At 65.3% G+C, this 18,572-nt stretch carries 12 protein-coding genes; 2 read left to right on the forward strand and 10 right to left on the reverse strand.

The features are described 5' to 3' along the window. Positions 1–113: 113 nt before the first annotated feature. From E7681_RS03510 to E7681_RS03525, 4 genes are all read right to left on the reverse strand, one after another. The gene (locus E7681_RS03510) at positions 114–2,570 is read right to left on the reverse strand and encodes a calcium-binding protein (protein ID WP_168733149.1); all 2,457 of its coding nucleotides are present in this window, start codon (positions 2,568–2,570) and stop codon (positions 114–116) included. A 111-nt stretch (positions 2,571–2,681) separates the two neighbouring features. Then, a complete protein-coding gene (locus E7681_RS03515; protein ID WP_136337867.1) occupies positions 2,682–3,086 on the reverse strand; it encodes a DUF4376 domain-containing protein in 405 nt (134 codons plus the stop codon). Further along, positions 3,083–3,403: a hypothetical protein gene (locus E7681_RS03520; RefSeq protein ID WP_136337868.1), complete on the reverse strand. Its 321-nt coding sequence runs from the start codon at positions 3,401–3,403 to the stop codon at positions 3,083–3,085. The genes E7681_RS03515 and E7681_RS03520 overlap by 4 nt, the downstream gene beginning before the upstream one ends. 11 nt (positions 3,404–3,414) lie before the next feature. Beyond that, positions 3,415–4,503 (reverse strand): DUF2793 domain-containing protein, encoded by a 1,089-nt coding sequence (locus tag E7681_RS03525; protein WP_136337869.1) that lies wholly within the window; start codon positions 4,501–4,503, stop codon positions 3,415–3,417. 170 nt (positions 4,504–4,673) lie between these two features. Between E7681_RS03525 and glf the strand changes: the two genes are divergently transcribed. Further along, a complete protein-coding gene (gene glf / locus E7681_RS03530; protein WP_136337870.1) occupies positions 4,674–5,816 on the forward strand; it encodes a UDP-galactopyranose mutase in 1,143 nt (380 codons plus the stop codon). A gap of 3 nt (positions 5,817–5,819) precedes the next feature. Here glf and E7681_RS03535 read toward each other — a convergent pair whose 3' ends face one another. Continuing rightward, complete coding sequence (locus E7681_RS03535; RefSeq protein WP_168733150.1) at positions 5,820–6,470, reverse strand: sulfotransferase; 651 nt, start codon at positions 6,468–6,470, stop codon at positions 5,820–5,822. Positions 6,471–6,717: 247 nt separating this feature from the next. Here E7681_RS03535 and E7681_RS03540 point away from each other — a divergent pair, with 247 nt between their 5' ends. Then, positions 6,718–12,756: a glycosyltransferase gene (locus E7681_RS03540; protein WP_136337872.1), complete on the forward strand. Its 6,039-nt coding sequence runs from the start codon at positions 6,718–6,720 to the stop codon at positions 12,754–12,756. Between the two features lie 30 nt (positions 12,757–12,786). Here the strand turns inward: E7681_RS03540 and E7681_RS03545 are convergent, their stop codons facing one another. From E7681_RS03545 to fcl, 5 genes are all read right to left on the reverse strand, one after another. Further along, on the reverse strand, positions 12,787–14,265 hold the full coding sequence (locus E7681_RS03545; protein ID WP_136337873.1) for a glycosyltransferase: 1,479 nt from the start codon (positions 14,263–14,265) through the stop codon (positions 12,787–12,789). Further along, complete coding sequence (locus E7681_RS03550; protein ID WP_136337874.1) at positions 14,262–15,350, reverse strand: sulfotransferase family protein; 1,089 nt, start codon at positions 15,348–15,350, stop codon at positions 14,262–14,264. Before E7681_RS03550 ends, E7681_RS03545 begins: the two co-directional genes overlap by 4 nt. A gap of 119 nt (positions 15,351–15,469) precedes the next feature. Next, on the reverse strand, positions 15,470–16,045 hold the full coding sequence (locus tag E7681_RS03555; RefSeq protein ID WP_136337875.1) for a hypothetical protein: 576 nt from the start codon (positions 16,043–16,045) through the stop codon (positions 15,470–15,472). Between the two features lie 81 nt (positions 16,046–16,126). After that, on the reverse strand, positions 16,127–17,575 hold the full coding sequence (locus tag E7681_RS03560) for a mannose-1-phosphate guanylyltransferase/mannose-6-phosphate isomerase (RefSeq protein WP_136337876.1): 1,449 nt from the start codon (positions 17,573–17,575) through the stop codon (positions 16,127–16,129). A gap of 22 nt (positions 17,576–17,597) precedes the next feature. Next, the gene (fcl, locus tag E7681_RS03565) at positions 17,598–18,566 is read right to left on the reverse strand and encodes a GDP-L-fucose synthase (protein WP_136337877.1); all 969 of its coding nucleotides are present in this window, start codon (positions 18,564–18,566) and stop codon (positions 17,598–17,600) included. Positions 18,567–18,572 lie beyond the last annotated feature (6 nt).

An 18,572-nucleotide genomic window follows, 5' to 3' on the forward strand; every position in this document is an offset into this window, starting at 1 on the left:
TCAGCCCCTTTTTGCCTGTGGGCGGGATTCCGGGCGGGGGCATCGGGATTGAGGGGCCGGATGCGGCAACAGGGTCACGAAATATCTCGCGCAATTAACATTATGTTAATAAATTAGCCAAACACGAAGTCCGCAGCCCCCAGATCGGCCAGTGTCAGACCCTGCAGCAGAATCAAGTCGCCCCCGTATCCGATCCATACGCCCCCGTTGCCGGTGCTCAGGCTCAGGTCGGACAGGTTGCTGGCGCCGGTCAGATGGAGGCGGTCCTGGCCCGGGGTGAAATCGCCGATCGTGTCCTGCCCCGAGCCGGGAGCAAAGACGAACAGGTCCGCCCCGGCTCCGCCCCAGATCTGATCGGCCTGCGCGCCGCCGCCCAACGTGTCGTCGCCCAGCCCACCCCAGAGCGTATCGCGCCCCGCGCCGCCCCAGACCTGATCATTGCCGGTGCCACCGCCCAATGTGTCCTCTCCGGCGCCGCCATACAGGATGTCGTGGCCGTCGCCGCCCCAGACCTCGTCATTCTGGCCGTCGCCGCCCAGCAGATCGTCGCCCAAACCGCCATAGACCAGATCGTTTTCCGACCCGCCCCACAGCGTGTCATTCCCTGCGCCGCCGCCCATCCTGTCCCAGCCCTGACCGCCATAGATCAGGTCCTGCCCCTCGGCCCCCCAGATCGTATCGGCCTGAGATCCGCCGCCCAGCTGATCGTTATCCAGCCCGCCAAAGATCAGATCGGCCCCCGCATCGCCCCAGATCGTGTCGTTGCCCGCGCCGCCCCCCAGCGTGTCCGCGCCATCCTCGCCATAAAGCAGGTCAGCCCCGGTATCGGCCCAGACCTGATCGTCGCCGTCGCCGCCCCAGATCTGGTCATCGCCCCAGCCGGCATGGATCAGGTCATTGCCGCCATCACCGCGGATCGTGTCATTGCCAGCCCCGGCCCCGATCGTGTCAAAGCCCCAGCCACCCTCGATCAGATCGTCGCCATCGCCCGCCCAGACCTGATCGTGTCCGCCGCCCGCGTTGATCGTGTCATTGCCGTCGCCGCCGGTCAGCGTGTCGCCATCGCGCGAACCGGTCAGGGATTGCCCCACCGGCTGTCCCAGCACCAGTACCCGGTCCGGGCCCAGGAAATGACTGCCGATCCCGCTCAGCGGCTGGCCCGAGGCGGTCTGGATCACCAGCGTGTTCTCGCGGAACGTAATGATCGCGCCGGTGCGCGTCGGTGTGATCGTCAGCTGCGCCGGGTCGCGCAGCATCGGCCAGTCGGACAGGTCCAGCCGGTCGTTGGCCGGGTCGAAATCGGTGATCGTGGCGCTGTGCCCGCCCGAGGTCAGTACGAACAGATCGGCCCCCGCACCGCCCGTCATCACCGTGTCGCCGTCACCCGCCACCAGGATGTCATTGCCGCCCCAGCCGCGCAGGGTTTCACCCCCCGAGGCGATCAGCAGGTCGTCGCCCGCACTGCCCTGCGCCCCGCCGGTCAGCACCTGGCCCAATCCGTCCAGCGGGATCGAGAATTGCGACAGCCCCACCTCGTCGTCCGACGAGACGAAAACCTGGATCTGGTCGCCCACCCGCTGCGCCGCGATCTGGCCGACATCCATCAACCCCAGACCGTCGGGATGGGCCAGGCTTTGCAGATGCACCAGGCGACCGTCAGGCAGCAGGGTGAACAGGCTCAGCCCGTCATCGGCCCCGCCGGCGACGACAAAGACCTGGCCCTCGGCCTCGACCACGGCCAGCGATTGCACACCGCCAAACCGGGTGTGGAGCGTGTCGATGACGTGATCGGCGGGGATCAACTCTCCGGTAGTGCCCAGCTGCATCACGCTGAGCGAGCTGCTGCCCGCTGCCGCAAGGATCACCCAGGTCGCGCCAAAGGCCTGCACCACCTCCATCGCGGTGGGGGTGGCGATACCCAACCCCTGCTGCGCGCCCATCGTGTCGGTAGTGCTGAGCGCGCCGGTGACGGTATCGACCCGGAAACACGACACGCCCTGATGGCCCTGATCGGCGGCCAGCAGAAAGGTGTTGCCCGACACCGTGACCGAGGTCATCGCCACCGTCCCCAGCAGCCCGGGCACCGCGCCGCCGGATTGCTGGACCAGACTGTCGCCCTGCGTGGCATAGGTGGCCAAGGCGCCCGTTCCCTCATCAGCCACATAAACTGCCAGCCCCGATTGCAGGCTGACCGAGGCCACCGCGCCGATCGCCTGCGTGCCGCTGGTCAGGTTGCCGGTTTGCACTCGCGCGCCGATGCTGCCATCGGCCCCCAGCACCACGGCCTGCAACATCATGGCCCCGCCAAAGACCAGCAGATCCTGTCCGTCCGCGTCCAGAAACGACAACGCGCCCGAGATCACCTCGGGCGCGATTGCGCTGTAATAGAGACTGTTTTCCCAGGTGGCCAATGCACCCTGTTGCAGGGCAAAACCGCTTAGCCCGCCGCCGGCGCCGGTCGTTGCATAAAGATAGGAGCCCGTGTCCAGGGTCACGATCCGCAGATCGCGCAAGTCCATATCCAATAGCTGTTGCCCCGTCCCCACGCGGCCCTGAAACTGCAGCGGCATAGCCCCTGTCCCCATCGATTCACCCGACACCAGGGTCAGCGAGGGACAGGGCCCGCAGCAGTGCGCAAATGGGGCAAGATCGGGGTTTTTGCCGACAATCCGATTTGGATTTTAGCCAATCTGCGCCAGAAAAGCCGCCTGCAGATCCAGCGCGCCCGGGTCGTCCGAGGCAGCGATCTGCCCGGCCACGGCGCGTTCGGCGACAAAGCAGGCCTGCACGTGACGACGAAGAACGGTGTCAGCCTCCAGCAAGGCCTCGGGGGTCAGTTCGGTCCAGCCTTGCGGTGTTTTCCACGGCAGGGCCGCATCGATCAGCCCCGCGCGCACCCCGGCGGCGGCGCTGGCGATCTGGGCCTGGCTGTCGCGCGTGCTGGCCAGCGAATGGCCATCCGCCAGCGTGATCCCGGCAGTTTCATGCATCCAGCGGATCTGGGCCAAACTATCCAGCATCTCGCTACGGGCAATGGTCAGCTTGTCCTGTGCGGAGATCAGGGTGGAAAAGTCGATATTGCTCATACTGTGATCTCCTCGGCGGGGGCTTCATAGGGCGGCAGCGTGACCGGCCCGTCCTCCACAAGTGTGACTGGCGCGGGAAACAATGTTTCGGGGGCAGCATGGACGCCATGCGGCAGGATCAGGGTCAGGTGTACCTGACCATCCTGACGTTCGACATCCGAGCCCAGCCAAGCGCAGGCCACAGCGGCCTGTGGCAAGGTTGCACCCTCGGGCAATGCCGAGAAGTCGAAGGCCTCGCCATTGATGATCAGCGTCTCGCCGGATTTGTGTAGGCTCAGAGCCACATCCTGGCGCATCGGTGTAAAGGTGATCTGCATTGGGTTTTTCCTTAGAACCAGCGCCCGACTGCCAGGCAGCGGACATGGATCGTGCGCTCGGTCAGAGCAATGGGCGACACGACATAAAGCGTTGAGGGGAAGTTGTTGATGTCACCCGATCCGCCGATCAGCATGCCAACACTGTAATTCGAGATATATGCCATCAGCGTATATGCGACATCCGTCGCTGCCACGCCGGCAAACTCTGCGGGCAGCGTGGCCTGCCCAGCCATCAGATTGGCCGAGCGGTATTGGCCAAAACTGCCATAGGCCACATTGATATCTTGTCCGAACAGGGCAAAATTTTTACTGCAGATTTGCGTTCCGTCTGCAAAGCGGACATAGGCGCCATTTGCGTTCTGGCCCCGCTCAATCACAGCACCAGTGGGCTGGCCGCCGGTTTGCGCGACTCCGCCCAGCAGGTTGCCGCGATGATAGGCGGTTTTGCCGCTGACCGTCAGACCTGCAGGGGCCGCGACGTTGCCCGTGGCGGGGTCAATGGTCAGGGCCTGGGTCCAGGTGGTGCCATTGGGGCTGACCTTCACCGAAAACCCGGTGCTGCCGGCCAGACCCATCTCGGCATGGCCCGACCAGCCGCTTTGAAACAGCACCGAGGCGGTATTGCCCGCCCCGGCCTTGTTCAGGATCAACCGGTGATCGGCGCCTTCATGAGTCAGCAGCGTGGCCGGGGCCGAGACCGCCAGACGGTTGGTCGCGTCCGAGCTGGTATTCACCCCCAGCCCGTCCAGATTCTGGCTCTGACCCGCTACGATCCGCCAGGCGGTACCATCCCAGATCCGCTGTTCCGCGCTGCCTGCCAGAGTGGCGCTCCAGCCCGGTTGCGGGGCGGAAAAGGTCCAGCCGGTGTCCTCGCGCAGGGCCAACATGTCGGCCTGACCGGCCCAGTCGCCGGTGGGTGCTGTGCCCAGGGCAAAGACCTGCCCCGTCACCGGCAGCGCGGGCGGGGTGTTTTCGTTGAACCCCTGCACGCTGAGCTGCACCAGCATGTCCAGCTTGCGCAGGGCCTCGTTATGGGTGACGTGTTTCTGGGCCTGGGCGGGCTCCAGATAGGGCAGCTCGAGCCGCGAAGACAGGGGCATGGCGCTCTCCTCTGATTGGATGGCGCCAGATGTATCGCGCGGCCCCTTCCCGGGCGTGAACAGCCCGGCCGGGATGGTTAACGGCCCATGACCGGAGCGGACGTTGCCTTCCGGGGCAGGATCGGCCAGAACGGGACAGGAATTCAGGCAGCACGTCCAAAGGTGAAGACATGAGCATTCTGATCGTGGGCGCTGGCCTGTCGGGGGCTGTCATCGGGCGCGAGCTGGCCGAGGCGGGTCATGCCGTCACCATTCTGGATGCGCGCCCCCATATCGGCGGCAACTGCCATACCGAGCGCGATCCCGACACCGGCGTGATGGTGCATGTCTACGGGCCGCACATCTTTCATACCGACGATCAGGGCGTGTGGGATTACGTGACCCGTTTCGCCACGTTTGAGCCTTACAAGAACCGTGTGAAATCCACCGTCGGGGGACAGGTCTATTCGCTGCCCGTCAACCTGCACACGATCAACCAGTTTTTCGGCACCGCCATGCGCCCGGACGAGGCGCGCGCCTTCATCGCCGAGCGGGCCGAGGACATCCCCGAGCCGCAAAACTTCGAGGAACAGGCGTTGGCCTTTGTCGGGCGCGACCTCTACGAGGCGTTCTTCAAGGGCTATACCGAAAAGCAATGGGGCTGTGACCCGCGCGAACTGCCAGCCTCGATCCTCAAGCGTTTGCCGCTGCGCTTCAACTACGACGACAATTACTTTTTCCACAAATATCAGGGCATGCCGCGAGACGGATATACGGCTCTGATCCAGCGGATTCTGGATCATCCGGTCATCACCGTGCAGCTGAACACGACCTATGATCCGGCCACGGGCGGCGATTGGGATCACGTGTTCTGGTCCGGCCCGCTGGACGGGTATTTCAACTACGATCTGGGCCGGCTGGGCTATCGCACGCTGAATTTCGAACGCTTCACCGCGCAGGGCGATTACCAGGGCTGTGCGGTGATGAATTACGGCGACCGCGACGTACCGCACACCCGCATCACCGAGCATAAACACTTCAGCCCCTGGGAAGAGCACGAAGGCAGCGTTCTCTATCGTGAAACCAGCGCCGAGGCCGGGCCGGATGACATCCCCTATTACCCGATCCGCCTAGTCGCCGAGAAAGAGCTGTTGACCCGCTACATCGCCCAGGCCCAGGCCACGCCGGGCGTCACCTTTGTGGGGCGGCTGGGGACCTATCGCTATCTGGATATGGACGTCACCATCCGCGAGGCGCTGGACACCGCGCAAACCTGGCTGGACACGCAAAAGGCAGGCACTGCGATGCCCGCCTTCGTCAACGCGCCGCTCTAGGCGTTATTTCAGGTGGGTCAGCCGCTTCTTGGACAGGGCGGCGACGGTCTCCAGGTCGAACGGCTCTTCCAAGAATTGGAACAGCGGCTCAAAGGCTTCGGGCGTGCCTGCGTAATCCTCGAACTTCACCGCAAAGGCGCGCTTGGGATAGCGTTGCAGCGCGCGCTCGAACAGATCCTCGGCCTTTTCCAGCTCGGCAAAGACTTCGGCCTTGTCCCAGGTCTTCCACCACCCCGAGCGCGCCACGTCCTCGTGGTTGCGGGTGTTGAAGATCAGCCGGGTTTTCGGAAAGAAGCGGGTGATGAAATCCAGGCTTTGCCAGAACATCGGCTCGGTCGCGTGGAACCGGATTTCCTTGAACCCCGCGACGCGGGTGCCTTGCGGCGGGGCCAGCACGTCGCGCACGAACATGTTGGCCAGGGTCCGGCCGTAGATCTCGGGCTTGATGTTGCCCACCCCGTACCAAGGCTGCGAGGGATCGTCCGGCGTGCCTTCGGGCAGGACGTTTTCAACGGCCATCGTCGCCGCACGCCAGGACTGCGCCAGATGCGGCAGCATGTTGTGATTCTCGCCGCGGATGCAGTAGCCCGGGATCGAGTTCAGGATGTTCTGGAGAAGCGTAGAGCCGGAGCGCCCGTAAGTCACAATGAACACAAAGCCGTCTTTGCAATTGTTCAGGTGGGGAAACCGATCTCCCATCCGGGCCTCTTTCGTCTTTACTGTCGTTTTCCGGCCCATGGCACCGGAAACCTGCCTGCTTTCTCGCTCGGCCGAGACATACAGCCCACACCGAACCATGACCAGTTGGATTTTCCCGATCATGGCGCCGGGATCAAGTCTGGCTTCGTGCCGCGGTGGCCGTTAGAACGAAAGAAGCTCTTGTTTCGACGGTGTTCTTCTCGTGTCTGCCCCCCTGATCTCGGTGATTGTCCCGGTCCATGACGTGCGTGATCACGTCGCTGCCTGCATTGCCAGCCTGCGCGCCCAGACCCTGCCCGATTTCGAGGCAATCGTGGTCGATGACGGATCGACCGATGACAGCGCCGAGGTGGCGCTGCGCGCAATCGACGGGGATTCGCGGTTCCGGCTGGTGCGGCAGGACAATCGCGGCCTGTCGGGTGCGCGCAACACCGGGCTGGATCTGGCACGCGGTGCCTTCATCGCCTTTGTCGACAGCGACGACCGGGTCGCCCCCGGCTATCTGCAGCAGATGTGGCAGGTTCTGGACCAGACCGGCGCCGATTGGGTCGCCTGCGCCATCCGGTTCTGCTTTCCGGGCGGCGTCAGCTCCTGCCATTCGGGCATTCACGGGCAGGCGGCGCAGCACAGCTCGGGGCGGGTGGCGCGGTTCGTGCTGGCCGATTGGGGTGATGCGATCCGGCATTTCCCCTCGGCCTGGAACAAGCTTTACCGCCGCTCGCTGATCGAGGGGCTGCGCTTTCCCGAAGGCACCTGGTTCGAGGATCACGGCTTCTTCTACCGGGCCGCCGCGCGCACCGATCACATCGCCCACTTGGCCGAGCCGCTGTACCTGCAGACCCGTGGCCGTGCGGGCCAGATCACCGGCACCGACAGCGAGCGCGTGTTCGAACAGTTCGCCGTGCTCGAGGATATGCGCGCCCTGATGGCGCAGGGCCATCCCGGTGGAACCGAAGCGTTCGAGAAGATCGCCTCGCGCCTGTTGTTCGAACGCTCGACCGCGCTGCGCGATCCTGAGCGCCGCGCCCGTTACGCCCACGCCTGCGCCGAGTATCTGGCCGCGCACGGGCTGCGCTATGCGCCCGAGTGGGACCCGCATATCTCGCGCGGCTGGGGGCTGGAACTGGCGGGCGAGCTGCCGCTGAGCATCGTCCTGCCCTGGTCGGGTCAGCATCCCGACCTGCTGCGCGACAGCCTTGAGGCGCTGGCCCTGCAAGGCGCGCCGGGGCGCGAGATCCTGATCGTCTGCGATAACGAAAACGCCGCGGATCAGGCTCGAAATGTGGCTCTGTTCCTGCCCAATGCGCGGGTGCTGGTGCAGCCCGGGCGCGGGCCCGGGGCGGCGCGAAACGCCGGCCTGCAAGCCGCGCGCGGGGTCTTTGTTACCTTCCTGGATGCTGGCGACCGGCTGGCCGAGATGGCCCTGCACGACTGGGTCGACGGTGCGATCAAGGCGCAGGCGGATTTCGTCGTCTCGGCCTTCCGAAAGGGCATTGGCGAGGGCGACACCCATTGCGCCTTTCACCATGAAGAGGCTGTTTCGCGCGCGAAACTTGCTGCCGCCGCCTTTGCCTTTAGCGGCCATGACGCCCTGCTGCTGGACGCGCAGCCCTCCTCGAAGCTCTATCGCCGCGCGTTCCTGCATGAAAACGGCATCCGCTTTGGCTCCGGCCCCCTGCCCGGCTGGCAAGTCGCGCTGAAGGCCGCGCTGGCCGCGCCGGTTTCGCTGTATTTCCAGTGGCCGGGCTGCGACGTGGACATGTCCGAGCCCGCCCGCAGCCAGTTCCACCGCCGCTGGTCCGCCGGGCAACTGGCCCGCGCGCTGGACCGGCTGGCCGCCACGCTGACCCCCGATCAGGCCGCCCGGCTGCCGCAAGGCTGGCGCCGCCGCCTGTTTGCCCGCGCGATCTGGGCGCAGATGTATTTCGCCCACCCCCGGCGCGGCCGCGCCGGGCAGGCGCTGTTTGCCGCCGCCGCAGGCTGGGCGGCGCTGTGGCGGGGCCAGACCCGGCATCGCACGCCGCTAGATCCCTATATGGGCCCACGCATTGATCAGCTGCTGAGCGTTGAAGCTCTAATTCGTCGCACGCGGCCCGCAGCGGTTGCGCCCGCGCGGGCCAGCGGCCATAACTCGACTGATTTTTCAAAGCACATACAGGATTCCAGGATGTTGTCTTTTGCCGTGCAAGGGGGCGCGCGGTTCCGCTACAAGGCCGAGTTCTCTGAATTCCCTTATGCGAACATTTCCTTCTACGACCGTGAGCAGGCCAATATCCTGTTCCACCTGTCGCTGCGCCAAGAGGACGGGCTGGCCGTCTGCAACAAACGCTCGGGCCAGGACTGGGCGCGCGAGATCCAGCAGAAAGTGACCCTGCCGCGTGCGGGTGTCTCCATCGAGGTCGTGTTTGCCCCGCCCGAGATCACGGTAACCCTCAACGGCGAGCCGCTGTTCCATTTCGGCAAGGGGCTGCTGCGCACGCGGTTCCCCGATCCCGACCGGATCGCCTATGTCGATTTCCAGGGCGGAATTGCGCCCGCCGGCATCGACGTCGACATCAGCCAGACCGGCCAGATCGATCAGGACCAACTGAGCCTGAACAGCCGCCTGGAACTGCGCGCCCGCCTGCTGTGCCCCGATCGTGACCCCGGCCTGGTGCTGGACGTGCCCGGCGTGGGCATGCCGCCGCGCGTGATCACCCGGCCCAGCCTGCACACGATCACCCATCAGGGCCGCCCGCATTGGGAAACCGACCTGCGCGCGCTGCTGCCCGGCCGCCTTTGGGACAGCGTCGAGGAAGGCGCCCCCCTGGTGGTCAACCTGCGCTATCCCGACGGCAAGGCCGCCTGCCCGCCGCTGCGCGTCAGCCGCCCCGAGCTGGCCGCCCAGATCGAGAAGATCCTGCTGGGCCTGGACCTGAGCGCCGACGCCCTGACCGCGATGCAGGTGCTGGAGCATATCCGCTTTGGCGGCTTGCTGGGCCTGCTGTCGGACCCGGCCCGCGCCGCGCTGGCCACGGTGCAGCGCACCTATGGGCTGGCCGCCTTCCTGCTGCCCGAGGGGAGCAAGGCCGACGACATTCCGCAACAGCCCCTGCCCGTTCAGGCCGCGCCCGATCCGGTGGCGCAGGCCCATGCGCGCTTTGGCCGGATCCTGCGCGCCAAGCCCGACACCGATCCGCTGGCCCTGCTGGCCGAGCAAGAGCTGCCCAAAGAGCTGCGCCCCTACCTGTTCCTGGGTCTGAGCGAGTTCTTCTGCGATCCGTCCCGCGATTTCGAAGCCTTCCACCAGATGTTCCTGGACGAAGGTCATGCCGGCACGCTGAACCCGGAACCGGGCGACGTGTGGAAAAACTCGGCCCTGCTGCCCTTCTTGCTGCTCGAAGACCGCGTCGACACCCTGCGCGAGGTGCTGTGGACCCTGACCGAGCCGACCAACGCCTGGACCGTGACCCCCGCCGTGGCCTGGGTGGCCCGCCGCGCGATCCAGGGGACGGGCCTGAGCGAGGAAGCCTGCGAAGACATCCTCTATGCCTATATGGATCTGGTCGACAAACGCATCTGGGATTACTGGAGCCGCGCCCATTGCGTCGCCCTGACTGGGGTCGCGGTGCAGTTGGTGCAGAACCTGGACCGGTTCGCCGATTACACCCATGGCCCGTTCCTGGATTTCGTCCGCCGCGCCTACGGGCTGTCGCGCCAGTTCTGGCAGATGCTGGACACGGCGCTGGACGGCGCCCCCCTGCCCGCCGCGCTGATCCCCGCGCGCGAGGCGTTTGATCTGGTCGCGCAATCCGCGCAGGACGGCCAGCCGCGCCCCGGTCTGGACCGCGCGCTGGAGCTGTTCACCCGCTACGGCACCCCCGAGGCGCTGCGGATGCGCCGCGAATTGCTGGGCCCCTCGGGGCTGCAACTGCCTGCGGGGCAAGGCCCCGATACCGCCGCGCTGGCCGTGGCCGGGCTGAACACCGAAGAGGCCACGCTGCGCCACATGGCGTTTCCGGGGGCCGCACCCGTCTCGGACGAGATGGTCGCCGTCGCCGCCGAGGCCCTGCCCGCCCGCTATCCGCACGTGCCGCGCGCGCCCTATTACCAGGCGCAATTGCGCGCCAGCCGCCTGCTGCATGCGCTGCTGCAACAAGCCCCGGCCAAACCCGTCACCCCGGCGCAGATCGAGCCTCTGGCGCGGGATCTGCGAGTGTTGTCGGGACGGCGCAGCCAGTTCCTGGGGCTGGGCCTGATCCTGGCCCTGATCCGTGGCCTGGCCCGGCACAAGGGCCACGATGCCGCGCTGAAAACCCTGCAGGAGCTGCTGAAAACCCTGGTCGCCGCGCTGGATGACGAACGCCTGAGCGCGCTGGAATACGCCCCGGCCCCGCGCATGGCGCTGCAGTCCCTGCGCGCCGATCCGGCCGCCGCGAAACAGTATGCGCTGGCCGCCAAGACCCTGCCGACCCTGGCCAAGGCCCTGCCCGACGCATCGGACAGCCCCTCCAAACTGGACGGCTCGCCCTTGTTCGACACGCTGGTGACGGTGTTTTCCTGCCTGCCGAACCTGACCACCCGCATCCCGCCGATGCGCGAGGGCTGGTTGAGCCTGCTCAAGGCGCTGGACGTGCCCTATGTCATCATCGTCGGCAATGGCGATGGCCGGATCGAGGGCGACGTGCTGCATGTGGATGCCCCCGACGACTATGAGGGCCTGCCGCAAAAGACCATGGCCACGATCCGCTGGGTGCACGAGAACACCAATTTCGGCTACCTGCTGAAGATCGACGACGACTGCTTCCTCAACCCCGAGGAATTCTTTCACTCGCTCAGCTATCGCAAGTACGACTTCCACGGCCGCATCCTGACCCGTCACCGGGGCGAGACCGACCGCGCCTGGCATAACGAGAAGTCCACCTCGGAACGGGGCAGGTTCGAGCTGGACAAGTCGCCCGAACCCTCGACCTACGCCGATGGCGGCTCGGGCTATACGGTCAGCCGCACCGCGATGGCCGCCACGCTGGACGCGCTGGACAGCCCCGAAGGGCAGTACCTGGAACAGGTCTCGTTCATGGAGGACAAGCTGCTGGGCGACCTGCTGGCCCTGCGCGGCATCCGCCCCGCCGACGAGGACCACCGCGTCGCCCTGCGCCGCCGCAGCTGGAGCAAGGCCTTCCCGATCGCGCGCTGGGTCAACAGCTTTGATGCCAGCCTGGCCGCGCCGATCAAGATGGCGCACCTGGACGCGCAAGAGGCGCAACTGCCCGCCATGGCCGCGCTGCAAAGCAAGGAACTGACGCCGAAAAAGATCTGGCCCAGCTACCAGGACGTGACCCTGATCTACCAAAGCAACGCGCTCGAGATGATCTCGTCCCAGGACAAGCTGGACGCCGCCCGCGATGCCGAGGTGGCGGTGGTGGCCTGCATGCGCAACGAGATGTTCATGCTGCCGCAATTCCTGGCCCATTACCGCAAGCTGGGGGTTGGCGGGTTCCTGATTGTCGACAACTGCTCGGATGACGGGACGCTGGAATACCTGATGGAGCAGCCCGACGTGGCGCTGTTCTCGGTCGATACCGATTACAGCCTGTCCTATTACGGCGTGGCCTGGCAGCAGGCGCTGATGGCGGCCTTCCGGGTCGGCAAGTGGTCGATGGTGGCCGATGCGGATGAATTGCTGGTCTGGCAGGAAAAACAGACCCAAACCTTGCCCGATCTGCTGAAAACGCCCGATTTCCAGGGCGTGGACGCGGCGCGGATTTTCATGCTGGACATGTATCCCAAGGGCTCTCTGGCCAAGGCCACCTTCAAGACCGACCCCTTCGCCGAGGCCGGTTTCGTGGACCGCGAACCGTTCCTGGCCAACTGGACCGGGCGCGGGCCGTTTTCCAACATGCCGACCTGGACCAGCGCCTTGCGGCACCGGCTGATCGCCGGGTCGCGCACGGATCTGTTCGTGGCCCAGAAGATCGCACTGCTGAAATACCAGCCGTGGATGCGGGTCTCGGCCGGGTTGCACTTCCTGACCGACGTCACCCTGTCGCCGCGCGAACTGATCTTTGCGCATTTCAAGTACAACGCCGATTTCCGCCGCAAGGCGCAGACCGAGGTCGCGCGGCGACAGCATTTCAACGATGCCGAGGAATACCGCAAATACCTGGCGCTGATCTCGGAAGGGCGCGACGTGATCTACGAGGACGGCCTGTCGGTTCCGTGGACCGAGGCCCCCTTCGTCAAGGCGTTGCTGAAACGCTGATCAGAGCCTGAAACAGGCTCTGATCCAGCCCTATCCGGCGTAGACCTGGCGCAGTTCGGCCAGATGTTCGGGCATGGAAACCGGCGGGCGCGCCCCGGCCCAATAGGCATTCAGGTCGATCTGACCGGCCAGGATCGCGCGCAGCCGGCCGTGGAGGGCCTCGATGTCGCCGGCGCGGAACACCATCTCGGGGCAGTGAGCCAGTTCCTGCGCGCCGCCCAGATCGCTGGTCAGCAGCGGGATGTGGCGGGCGTGGATCTCGATCGCGACCTGGGGCAGGTTGTCGTTCCACAGCACCGGGATCACGCCCAGATCGACATCGGCCAGCAGATCGTCCAGCCGGTCATGGGTGTAGCCGTCGGCATATTGCAGCCCGGCCAGCCGCGCCCCCAGATCCGAGACCCGGTCCATCACCTGCCCGCCGGGATTGCGCGCGGCGACCACCAGGCGGATGCGTTTGGCCAACGGCTCGGGCAGCGCCTCGAGCGCGTCAAGCAGGAAGAAGAACCCCTTGTCGCGCCGCATATAGCCCAGATAGGCCAGCGTGATCGTGCCATCGGCCCGCAACAGCGACGGTTTCGGATGTGTGCGATGGAAGCAGTCGGCCTCGGCCGTACCGATATACGAGGTCTGTAGCAGCCCCTTGCCCACCCCGTGATGGGCCGCGATCCGCGACACCGCGTCCGAGACGCACAGCACCCGGTCGCAATGGGCGTTGATCGCCCGCACCATCGCAGCCCGGCGCGTGGCAAAAGGGGTGCCGTCGGTGCGAGGCAGCTCGGTCAGGCGTCCCGGCTTGGCGACCTTGCGCCCGCCGCGCTTGGCCAGCGACAGACCCATCGCCACGCGGCGGCCAACCTTGATCGTGGGGCGGAACAGCGCCTCGAACGCGGTCGTACCGGGGCGCAGACCGGCGCATTTCAGGTGATAGGCCAGCCCGTTGGCCAGCTTCAGCTGCTGGACGTTGTGGGTATGGGGCAGGCAGCGCACACATTTGCCGCCCGCCTCGAAATCGGTGCAGGTTTCACGTTCCTGGTGCCACAGGTTCACCTGCGGGCAGAACGGATAGTAGTTGTGCAGCGACAGGATCACCCGCGTTTCAGGCCAGAGCGATTTCAGATCCAGCGCCTGGACGGGCAGCCCTTCGAGGTTGTTGAAATGCACCACGTCATAGGGGCCGGTCGCGTCGATGAAATCGTGGAACGCGCGCAGGGTTGCCTCATGCGTCAGCTGCGCGGGATGCCCGAACGAGTGATGCGCGGGCGACAGAACCCCGGAATTGACGATCTCGTACCGGCGGGCGCGATCCTGGGCGGGGCCGTGGCGCACCTGTTCCCAGCGGGGCAGACGGCGGAACAGGTCATACGCGATCCCGGCAGACAGGAATGTCGCCTCGATCCCGTCCTGGCGGTCCAGTTCCTTCAGGATGTTGCGCTGATATTGAGAGACGCCGCCGCCGCGGTTTTCATCGTCCAGATAATCGACCCAGTTGTAGTAGAGGACCTTCATTTGCCGGATGGATCGCCCATGTTCAGGGCCGTTTCCAGCGCGCGCAGGCGGGCGTTGATCTCGGCGTTTTCCTTGGTCATGCGCTGACGCAGGAAATGCAGCTCGTTCAGCAGCAGACCGGCGAGGCGCCACCCCTCGGCCTCGCTCGTATCTTCGCGTTGGGGCAGGCGGGCGGCATAGGCCTGCAGGTTCAGCCCGTTGCCGGGCAGGTCTTGCAGCCGCTCCAACCCCGACAGCACGGTCTGGCGCAGGGCGTCGAAATCGGCCTCGGTGGTGGGCAGGGTGTCGGCGCATTCGTCGACATAGAATTTCTGGCTGCGCTCCAGCGTCCAGGTCACCACGTCACGCGGCATCCCGGCATTGTGCATCATGCGCGCCATTTCCAGCATGCGGTCATCCATGCGCGGGTTGGGATCTGCCACCGGCAGGGTCACGCCCCGGCTGGGCAGCTCGGTCCCGAACAGGCCCAGGAAATCATGGTAAAGCGACAGGTTCTCGCGGCTGGCCTCGTCATAGGGGCGCAGGATCACCGCGTCGGGGCCGAAGATATCCAGCCAGGGCTTCAGCGCCAGGGCGTAATCGGTATGGATCGGCTCGATCGTGCGGCAGGCGGCATCGTTGAAGGCGGGGGTCTTCACGCCCATCTTGACCAGCTGGTTGTACCACGAGCGCAGATGGCTGTCGGGGGCCCGCAGATAGGCGATGACGCGAATGTCGATATCACGCGGCGCGCGCGAGACGATGTCCTTCAGGATGTTGGCGGCCTGGGGATGCGCACCTAGGCGCATCAGCTCTTCCGAGCTGACGATGATCCGCGACTGGCGGCTTTTGCGCACCTCGTCGAACAAGGCACCCCACAGCTCTTGCGGGGTTTCGGGGCGCTTGTAGCCATGCATCAGGGTGGAGACACCGGCCGCCCGGTACAGGCAGAACGCCAGCGCCGAATGCTTGGCCAGGTGCAGTTGGGTCTGGGCGTAGGCAATGTCATGCTTGGCCAGAAACCGGGTATTGTTCGACAAGAAGACCTGCAGCGCGGTGGTGCCGGTCTTGAAATGCCCGATATGAAGGAAAAGAGTCTTGCGCATGCCTGTTTCCGATCAGACGCCGGTTTTATGAACCAGCGCCGGTACCTTGCCCCAGCCTAACAAGGCACCCTTCCGCCGCAAAACGCTTTCGCATCGGGAAAGGGTGCCACACCGGGCTGTCAGCCGATGCTGGCCATGTCCAGCGGCACGGTCCGCAGACCACGCTCGGCGTCGATCACGAACAGGCGCAGATCATGCAGGGACAGGTTGAAGTCAGCCCGCGGCAGCGGCACGACCAGCGTATGGAACACCGCGGTCAGCACGGGATCCTCGCTTGTCACCGTGTGCAGCAGCGTGACGACATGACGACCGGCCTCGACCGAGATCTTGTCGCTGGGACGGGTATCGGCAAAGCCACCCTTGCGCCATGCGGTGCGGATGAAGGGGGCGGTGTGCAGCGGCTCTGCGGTTTCCAGCTCGATCACCAGGCCCAGCACGTCGCCCGCTTTCAGCGCACCTTCGCCCAGGCCGATGTTCAGCGAGAACCAGCGCGGGGCCGTGGTCACCGTCGCCTGCAGCGACAACAGGGTGTTGGGTTCGGATTTCACCTGTGCGGCGACAACCCCTTCTTCGTCATCCCAGTTCAGATAGATGTCCGGCGCCAGAGCACCGTTATTCTCGGCCACCTTCTCGAAGCTCGCGCCGCGCAGGGTCGTGATGTGCGCCGAAGTGAAAAGTTCGCAAGGATGGGTCATGTTGTCTTTCCTGATTTTCCGCTCTTACAGCATCCGAGGCCATGATTGACAAGCGCCGACGGGGTCCGGCGCCTGCGACTATCAGCCCTTGGCGCCCTGCCCGCGTGCATAGACATCCTCATAACGGATGATGTCGTCTTCGCCCAGATAGGATCCGGTCTGCACCTCGATCAGCACCATCGGCACCTTGCCGGGGTTTTCCATCCGGTGAATGGCCCCCAGCGGAATATAGACCGACTGGTTTTCCGTCACCAGCTTCACGGTGTCGTCCACGGTGACCTTGGCGGTGCCTTCGACCACGATCCAATGTTCGGACCGGTGGTGGTGCGATTGCAGCGACAGCGCCGCGCCGGGGTGCACATGGATGCGCTTCACCTGGAAACGGCTGCCGACGACCAGGCTTTCGTACCAGCCCCAAGGGCGGTAGTCGCGCGGCAGGGTTTCGGCCTGCGCGGCGCCCTTGGCCTTCAGCACGGCCACGGCTTTCTTGACGTCCTGGGCGCGGTCCTTGTGGGCGACCAGCACCGCATCGGACATGGCCACGGCGATCACGTCCTTCAGACCGATCCCCACCAGCTGCTGGCTGTCGGTTTCGGCGCGCAACAGCGTGTCCGAGCAATCAATCGACGTGGCCGGACCATTGGTCACGACGCCATCCGCATCCGGGCCGCTTTCGCGCCAGACCGCATCCCAGCCGCCCAGATCCGACCAGGCGCCGCCATAGGGCACCACGGACAGGTTGTCGGCTTTCTCCATCACCGCATAGTCGATCGAGATGTCGTCCAGATCGCCCCAAGCCTCGGGATCCAGACGGGTAAAGCCCAGGTCCTTCTCGGCCTCGGTCACCGCGCGGCGCACATCGGCCAGCATGTCGGGGGCGTATGTTTCAAAGGCCGCGATCATCGCATCCGAGCGGAACAGGAAGATGCCCGCGTTCCACAGATGCTCGCCACCAGCCAGCAGGGCCTCGGCCTTGGCCAGGTCGGGTTTCTCGACAAAGCCCTTCAGCGGTTGCGGCACCGGAGCGAAATCGGCCTCGGGCTTTTGCGACATGGCCAGCCAGCCATAGCCGGTTTCGGCACGGTCGGGGCGGATGCCAAAGGTTACCAGCTGCCCGGCCTCGGCCACGGGGGCGGCCGCCTGCACCGCGGCACGGAACCGCGCGGCGTCGGGAATGACGTGATCCGAGGGCGCCACCAGCATCAGCGCGCCGGGGCTTTGCGCCTCCAGCACCAGGGCGGCAGCCAGAATGGCGGGGGCCGTGTTACGGCCCTCGGGCTCGATCAGGGTGGCGGCGGGGGCGATTTCCACCGCGGCCAGCTGTTCCAGCACGATAAAGCGGAAATCCGACCCGGTGATCACCATCGGCGCGGCAAACCCCGCCCCCGACAACCGCCGGGCCGAGGCCTGAAACAGGCTTTCCTCGCCGGTCAGCGTGGCGAATTGCTTGGGGTAGGATTTGCGCGACAGCGGCCAAAGACGGGTGCCAGAGCCGCCGCAAAGAAGAAGGGGGTGAATGGCCTGGGTCATAGTCTGAAATCCTTGAATAAAATTACCGGCGGAAATGGTCCTGGTTGTCGAGGAACCATTGATAGGTCTCGGCCAGGCCGGTTTCCAGATCGACGCGCGCGCGCCAGCCCATATCGGCCAGACGCGACACGTCCATCAGCTTTTTCATGGTGCCGTCGGGCTTGGTGGGATCGTTGCTGATCTTGCCCGCAAAACCGGTCACGCGGGCGACCATCTGCGCCAGCTCCATGATCGACACATCGGTGCCAGTGCCCACGTTGATATGGCTCAGCATCGGTTCGGTGTTGGCCTCGTAGGTGGGTTTGTCCAGCTCCAGCACGAACAGGCTGGCCTCGGCCATGTCGTCGACATGCAGGAACTCGCGCATCGGCTTACCCGAGCCCCAGATCACCACCTCTTCGGTGCCGTTCTGCGCGGCCTCGTGGAACCGGCGGATCAGCGCGGGCAGCACATGGCTGTTTTCCGGGTGGAAGTTGTCGCCAGGCCCGTAAAGGTTGGTCGGCATGACCGAGCGGTAATCCACACCGTACTGACGGTTGTAGCTCTCGCACAGCTTGATGCCGGCGATCTTGGCTACGGCGTAGGGCTCGTTGGTGGGTTCCAGCGTGCCGGTCAGCAGCGCGTCTTCTTTCATCGGCTGCGGCACGGCCTTGGGATAGATACACGAAGACCCCAGCTGCAGCAGGGTTTTCACCCCCGCGGCAAAGGCCTGATGGATCACGTTGCACTCGATCATCAGGTTTTCGTAGATGAACTCGGCCGGATAGGTGTTGTTGGCCATGATGCCGCCCACCTTGGCCGCGGCCAGGATCACCACGTCGGGCTGTTCGGCCTGCATGAAGTCGCGCACGGCAGCCTGGCTGGTCAAATCCAGTTCCGAGTGAGTGCGGGTAATCAACTCGATCACCTCGCCTGCATCCTTGCGGGCCTGAAGGCGGCGCAGAATTGCGCTCCCCACCATGCCTCGATGTCCTGCAACATAGTATTTCATCTTGAT

Source organism: Thalassobius vesicularis (assembly GCF_004799325.1).
In the GTDB taxonomy this organism is placed as follows: domain Bacteria; phylum Pseudomonadota; class Alphaproteobacteria; order Rhodobacterales; family Rhodobacteraceae; genus Thalassobius; species Thalassobius vesicularis.

Bases quoted from the DNA above. Each gene is read 5' to 3' on its own strand.
- E7681_RS03515 (WP_136337867.1), bottom strand. From the start codon at position 3,086: ATGAGCAATATCGACTTTTCCACCCTGATCTCCGCACAGGACAAGCTG.
- E7681_RS03545 (WP_136337873.1), bottom strand. From the start codon at position 14,265: ATGAAGGTCCTCTACTACAACTGGGTCGATTATCTGGACGATGAAAAC.
- E7681_RS03510 (WP_168733149.1), bottom strand. From the start codon at position 2,570: ATGCCGCTGCAGTTTCAGGGCCGCGTGGGGACGGGGCAACAGCTATTG.
- E7681_RS03525 (WP_136337869.1), bottom strand. From the start codon at position 4,503: ATGCCCCTGTCTTCGCGGCTCGAGCTGCCCTATCTGGAGCCCGCCCAG.
- E7681_RS03560 (WP_136337876.1), bottom strand. From the start codon at position 17,575: ATGACCCAGGCCATTCACCCCCTTCTTCTTTGCGGCGGCTCTGGCACC.
- E7681_RS03520 (WP_136337868.1), bottom strand. From the start codon at position 3,403: ATGCAGATCACCTTTACACCGATGCGCCAGGATGTGGCTCTGAGCCTA.
- E7681_RS03550 (WP_136337874.1), bottom strand. From the start codon at position 15,350: ATGCGCAAGACTCTTTTCCTTCATATCGGGCATTTCAAGACCGGCACC.
- fcl (WP_136337877.1), bottom strand. From the start codon at position 18,566: ATGAAATACTATGTTGCAGGACATCGAGGCATGGTGGGGAGCGCAATT.
- glf (WP_136337870.1), top strand. From the start codon at position 4,674: ATGAGCATTCTGATCGTGGGCGCTGGCCTGTCGGGGGCTGTCATCGGG.
- E7681_RS03555 (WP_136337875.1), bottom strand. From the start codon at position 16,045: ATGACCCATCCTTGCGAACTTTTCACTTCGGCGCACATCACGACCCTG.